This window comes from Pseudomonas sp. B424, from assembly GCF_055408345.1.
Window position 1 is genome coordinate 1 of record NZ_JBUZTL010000045.1, and the last position, 14,207, is coordinate 14,207.

Below are 14,207 nucleotides of genomic sequence, written 5' to 3' on the forward strand. Positions count from 1 at the left end.
GCTGCTGCTGTAGCGGCTGGCGCGAATATCGGGCGATCTGTCTCTTGGGTATACGCGGTTTCATCTCCCGCAGGGCTGCTGCAGCAGCGGCTGGCGCGAATATCGGGCGATCTGTCTCTTGGGTATACGCGGTTTCATCTCCCGCAGGGCTGCTGCAGCAGCGGCTGGCGCGAATATCGGGCGATCTGTCTCTTGGGTATACGCGGTTTCATCTCCCGCAGGGCTGCTGCAGCAGCGGCTGGCGCGAATATCAGGGGATCTATCTCTTGGGTTTGCGCGGTTTCATCTCCCGCAGTGTCGGTTTCTGAAATAGATGCGACATCTGACTGGCGAAGGCCCCAATCGGCGCTCCAGATTTTCAAAATACCTCCGACTGCTGATGGAAATTAATGCGACTGCCCTAGGTTCTGTCGGTAATAACTGCGACAGCCTGTGGAACTTTCCTATAACGCCAGAAACACCGTAAGGCCGGGGCTATCCTCGGCCTTTTTGTTGACGTACTATGTCAGGATTGGTGGTAATTCAGCATTTAGAGTGATTCATGCCCAAGGCAATCGTTATCGAAGATGAACAGCTTGAACATGCCGTCAAGGTCGCTAGGGTTAGCAGCCCTGAGAATGGGGGTCGTGATGCGGCCTTGTTGCTGACCTGCTTTGGTACGGGAATGACCGTGACGGAGATTTGTCGCTTGCGTGTGAGCGACTACCTGACTGAATCGGGCGCTGTGCTGATTGACTCCCAGGTGCGCGCAGAGATTGCCTACAACCATCGCTCAAGGCCGTTGTGCTGGACCAGTAAGAAGCTGACCAATGCCATAGATGCACATCTTGCAGAAAGGCTTGTGCGCGGTCACGGCGTTTCAACAAGGGTTATGGCCTACCGTGGCCTTGATCCCGACTCGCCCTTGTTCGTTTCCGGTCGAACAGGCGAAGGTTTGAAAATTAGTGCGCAGCGTCGGGACGGGAAGACCTATTACAGCGCGAACCAGCTCAGCCGGTTGTACACGCGCCTGTTTGGCCTTGCCGGGATCGAGGGAGCCAGTGCGCAGTCAGGGCGGCGAACGCTCGCGGTCAAGCTCAAGCGCCGTGGCATTGATTTGCGACACATCAGCGAGATACTAGGCATTGAGAGCCTGGAAGCGGTGAAAAAGCTCTGTGCGGGCGATCCAGCCCGCTTGGGCGACATAGTTCGGAGAATCATTTAATGGAAGTACAGCGCATGACGCCGGAAGAGTTCCAAGCAGAGTATCGGCGCCGGGGTTGGACTGGCCGCGCTTTGGCGGCTCGCTGGGGAAAGTCAGAAACGTGGATCAGCAAGATTGCCAAAGATCCTGAGCGGGGCATGCTCTGGGATGATGCGGTGCGAGGTCTACCGGTTCAAAATGTTTGAACTATAGTTAAATCTTTTCTTGTGATTGTTTGAACTATAGTTCATACTTTCCTCATTGAAGCGAGTCAATGAGGATCGAACAGATGGAAAGCCTACGTGACCGCTACAACGTGTATGTGCAGTGCGCGACCGATCTTGGCTGGCCGGTGAAGTCCTTCGATGAATGGCTGAATTCGTGATGAACCACTACCAGCAACTTATTGCTGACGAAATCCTCTCGGTGCAGGGCCAGAAAGAATACTGCCTGACCGTGCTGGGTGCCGGTGGTCTTGAAAGCTGGCAGTCGAAGGAATACAGCGCACTGGTCGAGCAGTATGACCAAAAGCTGATCGAGCTGAACAACCGCCTGCCACTCGCGGGCTAAAGGAAAACACCATGACGAAAGCGAAGCACGCCAAGCCAGCGGCAGAACGCCCGATTGAATGGCCACGCGCTGACCCGGTTGCGCTGGCCACCTTCGACCCTGCTACGAAGACCTGCGTTATGAACTGTGGGCCTCACGGGCTGGACCCGCGAAGCCGCGAGGAGCGAAAGTTTCTGTGCACCGACTGCGAGCCGTACCGCCCGAGTGTGCATGAACAACTGCGCGAGTCGCTGGCCCGCGAAGCCGCCCTGCGTGCCGAGCTTGAAGAATTGCGCGCCGTTACCCCTAAAGCCTGACCCACTCCATCAATACTCAAGGACGCTCGACCATGACTGATAAGGCTGAATCACCATTCCAACGCCATCGCGCCATTCTGCTCCAGCATGACTACTCGGCGGCGCAGACCCTTCAATCGTTCGTTCTGTCCTGCTGGAACGGTAACACCTGGCAGTTTCGTGGCGACCGCCTGACCAACCTCGACCAGGAACATCGTCGGGCCTTCCTGGAGCTGGCTCAGTCGTATGCGATCCGTGGCGAAGGTGACCCGGTGTTTATGGAAGTCTGCCGCGAAATGATCGAGCAGCGCCGGCGCTGGGCGGCTGAGAACAAGGCCAAGATGGACGAACTGGCGGCGTCGTCGCCCGATGATCATCCCGATGGCAAGGCAGAGTATTGGCGTGAAATGGACGAGCTGGGCAAGCAGCACATGCGCAACCAAGAGCACTATTTAATTGACCGCGATTGATCCGGGAAAACGCTCAGATGCACCCTCAAGCCCGCCCCGCGCGGGCCGAGGACGTAGAGAAATTCGGTTTTCGCAGCTAATAACGGGATGCCCACGCTATGAACACATTGGAACAAACCATCGTCAATCAGGCGAAAAGTAGGCTTGCGGCAGTGTCCGCGTATTGGGGCCAAGGTGGAGTCTCAGAAGAAGAAGTCCACAGCTATACAACCGATACGGCGCAACTCTTGGCGCTGCTGGAAATTTCGCATATCTCCGGCAGCGGTATGAGCGCCGAAGGGATCGCGGCACTAGAGGGCGTCGAAGCTGAATACGCCTCGATGGTGCGGGCCAACAGCGACCACGGCAACCATGCATCGGTCGCGGCCATCGACTTTGCGCTCAAAACCGAAGACGGGCTGGGATTTCTTCGCTGCTGGAACGAAGGAAACTTTGAAGCAATCCGCGACGAGTGGCCCGAGGCTCCGGAAGAAGTTTTCATTGGGGCTGACCAATTTCACAAGCCGTCAGCAGTTAGTCCAGTCCTGTAGGAAAACTCGCCATGTCGACGCTTGAACCGGGCAAGCTGCCCGCGCTGACCGATGCCCAGGTGCAGGCCGGTGCCCGCCCTGATGAAAGCTGGGAACAAGCGCGGCGACGGTTGGAGGCCGCGAATTATGCCTGTCCACCTGAGCCGGAAAAAATGGACCATGACGCCGATCTGCTGCTAAGCGGCTGGATCAGCGAGCGCGGCCTGGAAGGCGAGCTGATTCATTGGGAGCCCGGCGAGTTGGGCAAGGGGCATCCCGGCGTTGAAGTCACGACCCCGTACGAACCTGAGTAGAAAGGAACCGCTCAGATGCACCCTCAAGCCCGCCCGTGCGGGCCGAGGACGTAGAGAAATTCGATTTTCGCAGCTACTAACGGGATGCCCACGCTATGAACACATTGGAACAAACCATCGTCAATCAGGCGAAAAGTAGGCTTGCGGCAGTGTCCGCGTATTGGGGCCAAGGTGGAGTCTCAGAAGAAGAAGTCCACAGCTATACAACCGATACGGCGCAACTCTTGGCGCTGCTGGAAATTTCGCATATCTCTGGCAGCGGTATGAGCGCCGAAGGGATCACGGCACTAGAGGGCGTCGAAGCTGAATACGCCGCGATGGTGCGGGCAAACAGCGACCACGGCAACCATGCATCGGTCGCGGCCATCGACTTTGCGCTCAGAACCGAAGACGGGCTGGGATTTCTTCGCTGCTGGAACGAAGGAAACTTTGAAGCAATCCGCAACGAGTGGCCCGAGGCTCCGGAAGAAGTTTTCATCGGGGCTGACCAATTTCACAAGCCGTCAGCAGTTAGTCCAGTCCTATAGGAAAACGCTCAGTTGAGGCAGTAGAGGGGCATGGTAATCGTGCCAAATATTGAGCAGGAAAAATCGATGAAGAAGAATAAATCTCAGATGGCGGTTGCAGTTGTTACTGCCGTGCTGATCGCAGGTCCGGTCTTTGCCGCCGGGACGGAGAACGTGTTTCTCTCCGGCAAGGTGCTTGAGGGTGAAAACGTAATCGCGACTTTTGCGACCCCGATCCTGCTTGGAAGGACGCTGCCTGTGAAAGATCAGGTGACCGACCGCTCCGGTGTCCTGACTGGGGTAGCCCTTGCGCTTACGCCGAAAGAGGTCGTGGGCGGCAACGTGATTGTTCTGGTATCAGGAGACCTTACCAAGCGCAGTGAATCCAGCGTTATCGGTTGGGGCGTTACGACCCCAGCGACTGCAGTTGAGATTCCCAATACCACAACCGAAAGCTTCCACAACCAGGTTGTGTTAGCTCAAGGACAATCCCAAGTCATACCGTTTGGCAACTGCAAATTAGCCGAGGGCAAGCCGCCCAGTTGCTCCCACAAGCTCGTACTTAACGCACGCTCGCAGTAGTTAGGAAATCAGTGTCATGAGCGTTGAAGAACAGAATGTAGAAGGCTTTGAGCTGACTTTCAGTGTGCAGATTGACGAGAACCGAATTCTTGAGCTGTTGGTCGACCAGGTGTTTGCCGGTGATTGCGTTTGGCAAGTCACGGACGCTGGTGGTCAGGTTCTGGCCCGTTCTGATGTTTACAAGGATCAGGCCCACTGCCTGCGTGACGGGCTGAATAAGGTTGACCACGAAACACGGCGTTTGGAAGAGGTACGAGGCAAGGCATCGTCAATCGCAGTTGGCTTGATTGAAGCAGCAGACAACGAGCTGGAGGCGCTGCGCCGAAATGCAACCCGCTATGAGGTGCTGCGCGAACACTGGCTGCGGATCGACGACGGGACCGTTGTGCACCGTGCCGATGGGCTGGATTTGTGGTGTGACAAGCGTTTACCAGCATCAAAAGATCAATCACCGAAAAGTTGACGGAAATCGAGCCATGAATCGCAAGAACCTGCTGTTGGAAGTCGATGAGTGCGGCAAGGCGCTGACCGAGGCGCAAATAAGCTTGCGGATTGCCTTGCAGCAGGCTTACCCGGTCGGCCTCGAAGTGGTGGCCAAGCTTGGCGCGCGAAAAATCATCATTAGCGTGACCGGCCACGGCACTCCGTCTGCACCGGGCGATATTCGCGGCACCAACGTGGCAACCGGCAAGCCCCGCAAGTTTCATTACTCGGCCATCGACTGCGTGGTCGGTGAGTATTAACGGACGCGGCGACCGCGCTAAGGGAAAATCATGAACATCTATCAAACGTGGGCCTTGGTCCTCATCGGCTCGGCCATCGGTGTCTGGCTTGGCCTTCACCATTCGCCGTTTTGAGTAGGAAAAGTTGCCCATGAAATTTCGATACACGCCCGTAGTGGCAACCGCCGCTCTGTTCCTGTCGCTCGCGGCTTTGGCAGTAGCCATCTACCGGCCAGAAGTTCGGAGTATCCAAGCTCAGGTTGGTGTGCGGGAGGAAGGGGAGCTTTTTTGTCTCAATGGCTTCGCTTATCAAATTCTGATCACCAGTCCAGATTCCTCCTACGGCGGGGCCGAGATACTGACCGTGATGACGGAGCTGAAAGGCGAGCCAAGTTACGATAAAGACGGTAACGAATATCCCCGTCTCCGAGGCCCAAGGGCTTGCTCAAAAAGTTGATGGAAAACGCCCAGGTGCGCCCAAGCCCAGCCATGCGCTGGGCCGAGGTCGTAGAGGGCACCGCATCGGCGTCCACCCAATCGAAGGAATGACCAGTTATGACCAGCAAAACGGATACCCCCAACAACTGGACTCAGGGCGGTCAAGCAAAGTCCTCGGACGCAGCGGCAGCCATCGTCAATTTCAACGAAACGCGGCAAAAAATTAACGATGCTTTCGGCATCGGTGGCGTCGCCCGCGCAGCGGGTATCTCGACTGAACCCCTGCGCTGCTATCAGGTTGGCGATTACGACTGGTTCGCCGCTACATCCCCTGAGCAAGCCCTGGAGCTGATGCGCGAAATCGTCGGCGATGAAGAATTGGATGCGAGCGACTACGAGGTCACTTTGTCCAGTGATGAGCTGCTTGATAAGCGGTGGCGTGAAGAAGACGAACCCGATAAAGACGCTGGCTCCCTGCGCGAGTGGCTGGCAGAAGCTAAAGAGCCGGTTTGGCTCAACGGCATCGAGCCATAGGAAATCGCCATGATCTACAAAGGCTTTCGTATCGAAAATACCCCTGCTTACATCTGGCGTATCTACTGCTGGGGTTCGCACGCTGGGCACAATCATGTGGCTTGCTGCTATGTGTTCGATGCGGAAGGTAACGTGAATCGGTAGGTATCGATTGATGAACGAATGCAAGCAATCGGACGCGCTTATCCAGGCACGTGTATTTCTCAACCGACTAGCAGAAGGCGTCCGGGTAGAAAGACTGGGCGTGCCGAAGCTGGATGCGGAGGCGACTTATCATTACGCCAAAGGGTATGTACAGGCGTTAGCGCATTTCGAGATGTGTTCACCGGTAGAGGCTGAATCGCTTTCCAAGCAGGTAGCGCAGTGGCCAGCTCCACTTGCAGACGATGGCAAGCTCTGGCAGCAGCCTTGGGTCGAGCACGGCACCAAACCACTTTTCGTACAGACCATTCACTTGGATGTACTCGATATGAAGTCGCCGGTGCAGTTTCATTACGAATGTAAGTGCGGGAATTTCAGCCATTTCTGGGTAGGCCCGCCGTGGCTGAAGGACGGCCAAATGCGTGCCGATGGCACCTGTGATGTTTGCGAACACGCGGTGATCGGTTTTAGCGACGGCGACGAAAGCGTGCTGATGAAGTGCTCACCTTGATCCATCAAAAGTTGTAGGGAAAGATGCTGAAATGATCGACGATCCAAACGTTACGAAAGTAGTCAACCGGGCGATCCTTGAACATATGGCACAGGTGTTTGGGCCTGACTCGACAGCTGCTGCTGTCCTTGCTGAAGCTGTGGAGCTTGAACGCGAAGGTCACGAAGTAGTGTTTTATCGGCGCGGTCGCGAGCTGTGGGTTGACCCCAAGACTAACCACTGATTCGTTCGAGGAAAACGTGAGCATGAATATCGACAAGGCGAAACTCAAGGCGCTGGCCGAAGCAACAAAAGGCTGGGATCACATGACTGGGTGCTGGCCTGAGGAGGTCGAGGATGGCGAGGAAGCAACGGGCAATTGGTTCGTTGGCCAGGTCAGCGAGGATGACGATAAGTCGCAGGTGTTGACGGTTAACACGGCGCAGTGGGATGTAGCAAACGATGCGCAAAAGCTGGCCGAGTATTACGCCGCCGCCAATGCGCCTGCCGTCTTGGCCCTACTTGCGGAGATCGATCACCTCAAGGCTGATAACGAGGTTCTGCGCCAGAGCGCGAAGAGATAGGAAATCCGGCCAGTCGAAGTAACAGGGAAAACGCACCAGGTACACCCAAGCCCCGGCCTAAAAAACCGGGGCCAAGTCAGTAGAGAGGGACGCTTTTTGCTCCCCCAGGATAGAACAGGAACACGATGTTGGTTTTGAACAATAAAGATTGACACAAAACAATAAAGTTTGACACTCATGAACATAGATTGACACAAGGCTCAAACCCCCGTATCTACGGGGGTTTTTCTTTTCCAGGCTTTCCCTTTGGTCTGGATTCATCGCTTCAACTCTCTGCGGGTGTAGTCTAGAAAATGCTTTGAATATGGCCGCTACGGCGGTCGTGTTCTTCTACGACTTTTCTCGGCGTGAGGTGAAGCGGTCCGCATCGACTGAGGAGGCGTGGGTTGCGAGGTCGTAAGTTTGCATCACAGCAGGACATTGAACGGCACATTGCAAATGGATTTGGCGAAGGCGCCGGGGCAAGCTACGTGCCTTGGCTGCGGGTACAAGATGTCCCGTCGATAGGTCGTTCGCACAAGATCCAAGGTGTGAAGATCGAGAGGATTCATCACCTACTGTCAGACCTCGAGCGTTCGTACTTCCTTGTGTGTGAATTTTCTGAAGACGTCGTGGATATCCGTGAGCAATATCCGTTACTACCCACAGAGCGCGCGCAAGCGATAGCGTCGGCAATAGATGTACGTTATCCCAGATACCCTAGAACGACACTGCCCTATGTAATGACAACAGATTTCCTGTTAACCGTTAAGGACTTGAGCGGAAACTTTAAGTCGGTAGCTAGAACGGTGAAGTATCGATCCGACCTAGTTGGCAAAGGAAGCAACCGCACGCTTGAAAAACTTGAGATTGAAAAGCGCTTTTGGCAAAGCCAAGGTGTTGATTGGAAAATCGTCACAGACGAATTTTTTACACGAGATTTGATAAAAAATCTTGGACTAATCAGAAAATACTCGAAGCTCCCTCGAGACCTAATGAAAGTCCCTTTGCATTCGAATTTTATCGAGTGCCTAGCAAATAGCCGAGAATATTCGTGGACTTTGGCCACCTGTCTAAGAAAAATAGCGTCCCTTCTGTCCATTTCCTATCTAGACGCTCAGGCAATTTTCTTCCATCTGGTTTGGAACAAGGTACTGAAAATAGATTTGATTAACACTCCTCTCCACCTTACTGGTCTAGTTCCTGAATTCGAAGTTTTCCAGATCCCTGTCCAAGGATCGTTGAAGGAGAAAATGTCATGACTGTCCTCGTTAATGAGGTTTTTGAGCCTGTTACCGATCTGTCGGTCATCGCTACGATAGCTAGGCTCATTTACCAAGATGAAACGCATGACTTGGCTGTGGTGATAGACCTAACAGACCCACCCCGGCAGCCCTACGCCATTGGTCTCGAAGAGTTGCGTCGTTCGTTGGCGTCTGGTCACACGAAACCAGCAGCCATTACCACACCCGAGTTTATGCTTGTGCTTGAGGACCAGCTGGATGAGAGAGCCAAGCAAGGCCGGGACGAAAAGTGGGCTGTCATAGCCCCTCTGCTAGATCCTGAATATCTAGGACGAATATTTGTACGGGGAGAGTTAGGCCGGCTTGTTACCAAACGGGCGTCAGAGCTCGGAATTCAGCGAAAAACGATCTATCGGCTTCTTTACCGATATTGGTTTTATGGTCAAGTTCGAAACTCATTACTTAATAATTACTCGGCGGTAGGTGTTGCCGATAGAAAATATGATCCGAGTAGGCCTCCGGGGCGAAAACCTACGTTTCAAGGCGTTCTCACTGCGCCTTCAAAGATGCTCAGTGCGGTTGATAAACGATGCATACGAGTTGGATATGCCCTTTATGTAAAAGATAAGAAATCTTCTATTTCGAGCGCATATGACGAAATGTTGAGAAGATTCTACTCGGTTCGAGACATCTCTAAAAACAGTGAAGAAGAGCTTCGTTTGCTACCTAGCTTAGAGCTGCCCAGCCTGAGGCAATTCAGATATTGGGGACAGATTTTTTTCGACGAAATTGAAACCGAGCGTGGCCGTAAAGGGTTGAGGAAGTGGTTAAAGGACTGCCGTCCGCTTTCAGGTACCGTTCGCGATTGGCTGCGTGGACCGTGTCATCAGTTCGAAATCGACGCAACTATTGCCGATATTTATTTGGTCAATAGCTACTCTAGACGGATGCTCATTGGCCGGCCCGTAGTTTATATCGTTGTGGATAGTTTCTCCGGAATGATTGTTGGCCTCTATGTAGGATTGGAAGGTCCCAGTTGGAACGGGGCGAGGCAAGCGCTGTTCAACGCGTTTACCCCCAAAGTCGAGTTCTGCGCTCAGAACGGCGTTGAAATCAATTCAGATGATTGGAATTGTCACCACCTGCCCCACCAGATTTACGCCGACAGGGGAGAGATGTTGTCACTGGCAGCAGAGGGGCTATCGTCAGGCTTGGGAATTGAGATGGGCACGGCTCCGCCTTATCGGCCTGATTGGAAGCCTATGGTAGAAAGTCGGTTTGGCATTTTGAATGATTTGACGGGTATCAGATGGCTACCTGGCGGGGTAGCTGCGCGAGACAAAGAGCGAGGCGAGCGAGATTACCGGCTCGATGCCACGCTAAACCTCAAAGAGTTCACCCAGATCCTCATCAATTGCGTGCTCCACTATAACCGGCACCATCGACAGCCTGACCGACTGACTCAGGCGATGATGAATGACGGTGTTGAACCTACGCCCAACGGGATATGGAATTGGGCCTGCGAAAACGACCTGATCGAATCCAACAAACGTCCCGACGAGCTGGTTTACCTCCATCTCTTGCCGCGCGAGCGCGCGACCGTTCAAAAGGGCGGCGTGATGTTTCGCGGCATGCACTACGTTTGTGATATGGCCATAGAGAAAGATTGGTTTGCCAAGGCTCGCAAAGGGGGCGTTTGGTCAATAGAGTGTTGGTTCGATCCGAACTCTGCGGCGCACATCTGGATCCAGGGAGAGGCCAAGCAGTTTATCCGCTGTGATCTTCGACGATCGGATGCCGGTTACGCGAATTACCGCTCGGACGAGATTTTTGATCTGCTCGAAGCCTATCGCCAAAAACCGCCTACTCACCGGCGAGCCGAGCTGGAAAGCCGTGTGCAGCTCAGCGATCAGGTCCACCAGATCATCAGCCATGCGCTCGCAGAACGAAAATTGGAACCTGCTCCGCCCACCAAGGCAGAGGCCACTGGAAACATCCGCGAGAACCGCGCAGAAGAACGTCTCCGTGAGCGTGAAAATGCGGCTGTTCCTGAAGGCGTCAGGGCGGAGCCAGCTTCACTTCAATCTGAATCGACACCGAAAGCGCATGACTCATATGCCGGCGAGCGCACTGCGCAAGTTATCGATTTGCTCAAAAGAATTCGGCCAGGACAGGCAAAATGAAAGGTGCGCAGACGTTTGCCAATTACGTCAAACAGGACATAAGTGAGTATGCGGGCAATCCGCTTATCGAAGCTTTGCCTCCTATATTGTCGGAGGCGGCGGCTATTGAGCTGATCTCGAATTTTCCTCAGCCGGTGGATCCGAAAGAGCTGACCCTCGAAGGATCCACTCGAATTCACTGTATCGACCGATTAAGAACCGTGGTACAGCCGTTTTTGTTACACCTGGAACTGGAGGCCCTGTTTTCACTGCTCATCCGTCGAGGGTATGTTGGGCGTAACCCGATGTCGCCCGCTACCGTCCGGCATTTGCATTCTTTATCGGGGGCTCAGCGTTACCACGATGCGTTCAAGTCCACTGCCGAAACGTTTACCGTCGTCGGCCTGAGTGGCATTGGCAAGTCGACGGCACTCCACGCCATTTTGAGCCTTTATCCACAGACAATCCGTCATGAGCGCTATGAGGGAAAGCAGTTTGTTCATACCCAAATCACTTGGCTGAAGCTTGACTGCCCTCGGGATGGATCGCTGGCTGGATTTTGCCAGCAGTTTTTTTATGCGGTTGGTGACGCTCTAGGAGACAAGGACTATCACAAGCGCTACAGGCATCGAAACATCAATGATGCGCTGCAACAGATGGAGCAGGTGGCCAGCACGTTTTTCATCGGCGCCTTGTTAATCGACGAGCTGCAAAACCTCCACTTGGCGAAAACCGGTGGTAAGGAGAGCATGCTGAATTTCTTTCTTCACTTGGTTAACAACATTGGTATCCCGGTCGTTTTCAGTGGCACGAACTCTACGATTAGCTTGTTCTCAGAAGCCATGCGGACTGCCCGCCGAGTCTGTGGTGCCGGTACGCTGGAATTCAAACGATTCGAAAAAGAGGATGAGGAGTGGCGGTTGTTAGTCGAAAATCTCTGGAGCTATCAGTGGTGCAAGCAGACTGCTGAGCTGACTGACGAGATTTTCGACACGCTGTATGAGCACACTCAAGGCGTCACAGATTTCCTGGTCAAGCTGCTGGTATTGAGTCAGCGTTATGCGGTCCAGAGTGGCTCGGAGTGTTTGACTGCCGAGGTCCTGGTGAAGGTAAGCAACTCAAAAATGCAGATTCTAAAGCCAGCCCTTTCAGCTCTGCGTAGCCGAGATCCGAAGCGGATGCGGCAGTTCGACGATTTGCTGCCGATTGAGCATCAGCTGAGCGAAATGATGGTCTTCGACGGTTTGGCACGAGAGGATCGCCTCGCCTTGCTTCGAAGCGTTGTGTCCCGTGAGAAGCCGGCAGACCAATCTCCAACCATTCTTGCGAAGGATCACCCATCGCCGATTGCAACTGGTGTGGAAAACTCAGAGGCTAAAGCCCTAAGCGAACAGGACGCTCCCCTCGATGCTCTGCGAGCTGCGGGCTGGCTCAACGAGGACTTGTTTGAGTTCTCACCGATGTATCACAAAGCGTGAGTCGGGGGGTGGCGAAGTGCACCTTAAACTCCATTTCTTCCCCACGGCGTTCCCCGATGAGACGCTGCACAGCGTGATATCTCGCTATGCCCGTCTTTGTGGTGTTCGTAATTGCCAAGCAGCATTTGCCGGTCTGAAATCGGCGGCAGCATTTTCGCAAAATGTTGCATTCCCAAGTCATTTAGGGGAGTTTGTCGACGCGCTACCCAGCGGTACCGAGCTATCGATAGCCGAGGTCCTCATGCGGCACACGCTATTTCCCTACTATGCGCCGTTTTTGACTATGAGCCAGGTAGTACACGCTCGGACGCTGATGACTGCCGATGGGAAGGGTTTGATGTTGAAGCTGGGCGTCAACGCGAGCCGTATTGGATTCGCCTCCCGAGTGCGGTTATGCCCAGAATGTATCGCCCAAGATCAGGCCCAACGGGGAGTTGCTTACTGGCACAGGGTCCACATGCTTCCAGGCGTGCTGGTATGTCCGCATCACGGCACGTCACTTAGTGTCCTTGATCCTCGCTGGTCCAGCCGCAGCTCTCGACAACTCAATCTGCCGGGTGATGAGAATGTGCAAGCACACACGGTACGTCTCGATACACCGTCGCTGAGCATGCCGCCGCTTCACGAAATAGCGTTGCGCTCACTTCAGGTCATCGAGTCTGAAGTCAGTGCTTTGTCAGCGGAGGCGGTGCGCTACACGCTTTTACAAAGGGCAACGCAGCTTAACCTTGCCTCTGATAACCATCGCTTGCACCTGCACATGCTGGCGCAGCACATGGCCGATTTTTTTGCCGCACTCCCGCGAGAATGGGAATTTTCCATACTCGGAGAAGTTCGTGCAGGTACACCCGCCTCATGGGTCACGAAGCTGCTTCGTACGTCAATAACCTCCCACCATCCGCTCAAATACATTTTATTGGCCGGTGCTCTGGGCATTGACATGGTGAGCTTGCTGCATGGTCAACGCCCGGTGAAACAGGCGGTGGAGTGTGGTCCGATAGCTCACATTCAACTTCACACGCGCCTTTCTCCGGTGATGCCTGGTGAAGGCCTGGACTGTTCGTCAGCCGCTGTGTGGAAACATGCTCTTGAGGGAGCTGATGCCAAAAAGATCGCTGCCGTTCTAGGCGTTTCATTGGCGTATGTCTATCGTCACATCCGAAATGTAGCCGGCGGGCAAGGTGCTTGGAGGGAGGCACGATTTCGCATTGAGCTATGCGCAAGACGCACGGCTTTCGAGGCTGATTATCGCTTTTACAAAGCACATGCATGCAGGGGGTATGCGTGGCTGTATCGCCACGATAGGCAGTGGCTTTCGGAGTCAACTTTAAACCCAAGCCCCCATCGTACGCCCCGTCTAAATAGCGCCGAAATGTTCGCTGCCCTCGATGCGAGACTGGCCGGCGAAGTCCGTCAGTGTGCTGAAGCGCTTTATGCTCTTGCGGGTAAGCCTGTCCGCATCTCGCGTACCAGAATTGGCCGGGAGCTTCATGTTCTGTCTCGCTTCGAAAAGCAGCTCTGCAAGCTTCCTCTCTGTGCAGCAATGCTCGACAAAGTATGTGAATCAATCGAAGGCTTTCACGATAGGCGTCTGCGATGGGCTAGACGCAAATTGCTCTCGGAGAGCAAGCCTATATCACGTTCTTCGCTCTACAGGGTCGCGAGCATTCGGCCCACGCTGTAATCCAGCCACCCATTCCCTTGATCTAAAAAAGTTCTGAATTTAATTCAACGTAAACACATTATTTTTCTATTAATGAAAATTTGCACCTTCCAGAATAGCTACGGCATACGCTGGATGACCACGATCAGCAAGTAAAACGTACTAACCCGCGATCAACAGAAATAGTTTTGCAATCGCCATGGGCTGACCTGCGCGGGTTATCGATACGTGTTTTGTATTCAAGAGTACGATCGCGGCAGGGCTTAGGGATGCTCCGATCAACTTGCTGCGCGGCGGCCGCAAGTCGTAATTTGCACGGCACGCAGCGCTATTTGCTCAAAACGACCTGATGCAGTGTTCATC

Annotated in this window: 20 protein-coding genes; all 20 read left to right on the forward strand. The window is 54.0% G+C overall.

Features of this window, described 5'->3' with window-relative positions:
- Window positions 1-308: hypothetical protein (locus ACZRMS_RS25560; RefSeq protein ID WP_463997562.1), on the forward strand; the 308-nt coding region annotated here is incomplete at its 5' end.
- Between the two features lie 233 nt (window positions 309-541).
- Window positions 542-1,204 (forward strand): tyrosine-type recombinase/integrase, encoded by a 663-nt coding sequence (locus ACZRMS_RS25565; protein WP_463997563.1) that lies wholly within the window; start codon window positions 542-544, stop codon window positions 1,202-1,204.
- Between the two features lie 348 nt (window positions 1,205-1,552).
- The gene (locus ACZRMS_RS25570) at window positions 1,553-1,753 is read left to right on the forward strand and encodes a hypothetical protein (protein WP_463997564.1); all 201 of its coding nucleotides are present in this window, start codon (window positions 1,553-1,555) and stop codon (window positions 1,751-1,753) included.
- Between the two features lie 11 nt (window positions 1,754-1,764).
- Window positions 1,765-2,049, forward strand: coding sequence for a hypothetical protein (locus ACZRMS_RS25575; protein ID WP_463997565.1), 285 nt, complete (start codon window positions 1,765-1,767; stop codon window positions 2,047-2,049).
- 32 nt (window positions 2,050-2,081) lie between these two features.
- Entirely contained in the window at window positions 2,082-2,498 is a 417-nt protein-coding gene (locus ACZRMS_RS25580) for a DUF7673 family protein (protein WP_463997566.1), read from the forward strand.
- 98 nt (window positions 2,499-2,596) lie between these two features.
- Complete coding sequence (locus tag ACZRMS_RS25585; RefSeq protein ID WP_463997567.1) at window positions 2,597-3,028, forward strand: hypothetical protein; 432 nt, start codon at window positions 2,597-2,599, stop codon at window positions 3,026-3,028.
- A gap of 11 nt (window positions 3,029-3,039) precedes the next feature.
- On the forward strand, window positions 3,040-3,321 hold the full coding sequence (locus ACZRMS_RS25590; protein ID WP_463997568.1) for a hypothetical protein: 282 nt from the start codon (window positions 3,040-3,042) through the stop codon (window positions 3,319-3,321).
- 95 nt (window positions 3,322-3,416) lie between these two features.
- The gene (locus tag ACZRMS_RS25595; RefSeq protein ID WP_463997569.1) at window positions 3,417-3,848 is read left to right on the forward strand and encodes a hypothetical protein; all 432 of its coding nucleotides are present in this window, start codon (window positions 3,417-3,419) and stop codon (window positions 3,846-3,848) included.
- Window positions 3,849-3,914: 66 nt separating this feature from the next.
- Window positions 3,915-4,409 (forward strand): hypothetical protein, encoded by a 495-nt coding sequence (locus ACZRMS_RS25600; RefSeq protein WP_463997570.1) that lies wholly within the window; start codon window positions 3,915-3,917, stop codon window positions 4,407-4,409.
- Between the two features lie 16 nt (window positions 4,410-4,425).
- Window positions 4,426-4,872, forward strand: a complete 447-nt coding sequence (locus ACZRMS_RS25605; RefSeq protein WP_463997571.1) for a hypothetical protein — start codon at window positions 4,426-4,428, stop codon at window positions 4,870-4,872.
- A 13-nt stretch (window positions 4,873-4,885) separates the two neighbouring features.
- Complete coding sequence (locus tag ACZRMS_RS25610; protein ID WP_463997572.1) at window positions 4,886-5,152, forward strand: hypothetical protein; 267 nt, start codon at window positions 4,886-4,888, stop codon at window positions 5,150-5,152.
- Window positions 5,153-5,282: 130 nt separating this feature from the next.
- Window positions 5,283-5,588, forward strand: a complete 306-nt coding sequence (locus ACZRMS_RS25615) for a hypothetical protein (RefSeq protein WP_463997573.1) — start codon at window positions 5,283-5,285, stop codon at window positions 5,586-5,588.
- Window positions 5,589-5,686: 98 nt separating this feature from the next.
- Window positions 5,687-6,103, forward strand: a complete 417-nt coding sequence (locus ACZRMS_RS25620; RefSeq protein WP_463997574.1) for a hypothetical protein — start codon at window positions 5,687-5,689, stop codon at window positions 6,101-6,103.
- A 154-nt stretch (window positions 6,104-6,257) separates the two neighbouring features.
- Window positions 6,258-6,755 (forward strand): hypothetical protein, encoded by a 498-nt coding sequence (locus tag ACZRMS_RS25625; protein ID WP_463997575.1) that lies wholly within the window; start codon window positions 6,258-6,260, stop codon window positions 6,753-6,755.
- 31 nt (window positions 6,756-6,786) lie between these two features.
- Window positions 6,787-6,978, forward strand: coding sequence for a hypothetical protein (locus ACZRMS_RS25630; RefSeq protein WP_463997576.1), 192 nt, complete (start codon window positions 6,787-6,789; stop codon window positions 6,976-6,978).
- A 22-nt stretch (window positions 6,979-7,000) separates the two neighbouring features.
- A complete protein-coding gene (locus tag ACZRMS_RS25635) occupies window positions 7,001-7,318 on the forward strand; it encodes a hypothetical protein (protein ID WP_463997577.1) in 318 nt (105 codons plus the stop codon).
- A 386-nt stretch (window positions 7,319-7,704) separates the two neighbouring features.
- Window positions 7,705-8,559: a TnsA endonuclease N-terminal domain-containing protein gene (locus tag ACZRMS_RS25640; protein WP_326427859.1), complete on the forward strand. Its 855-nt coding sequence runs from the start codon at window positions 7,705-7,707 to the stop codon at window positions 8,557-8,559.
- On the forward strand, window positions 8,556-10,724 hold the full coding sequence (locus ACZRMS_RS25645; RefSeq protein WP_326427860.1) for a Mu transposase C-terminal domain-containing protein: 2,169 nt from the start codon (window positions 8,556-8,558) through the stop codon (window positions 10,722-10,724). The genes ACZRMS_RS25640 and ACZRMS_RS25645 overlap by 4 nt, the downstream gene beginning before the upstream one ends.
- Window positions 10,721-12,181: an ATP-binding protein gene (locus tag ACZRMS_RS25650; RefSeq protein WP_047303458.1), complete on the forward strand. Its 1,461-nt coding sequence runs from the start codon at window positions 10,721-10,723 to the stop codon at window positions 12,179-12,181. Before ACZRMS_RS25645 ends, ACZRMS_RS25650 begins: the two co-directional genes overlap by 4 nt.
- 16 nt (window positions 12,182-12,197) lie before the next feature.
- Window positions 12,198-13,865 carry a TnsD family Tn7-like transposition protein gene (locus tag ACZRMS_RS25655; protein ID WP_047303456.1) on the forward strand — a complete coding sequence of 556 codons (1,668 nt, stop codon included), beginning with the start codon at window positions 12,198-12,200 and terminating at the stop codon, window positions 13,863-13,865.
- Window positions 13,866-14,207: the final 342 nt, after the last annotated feature.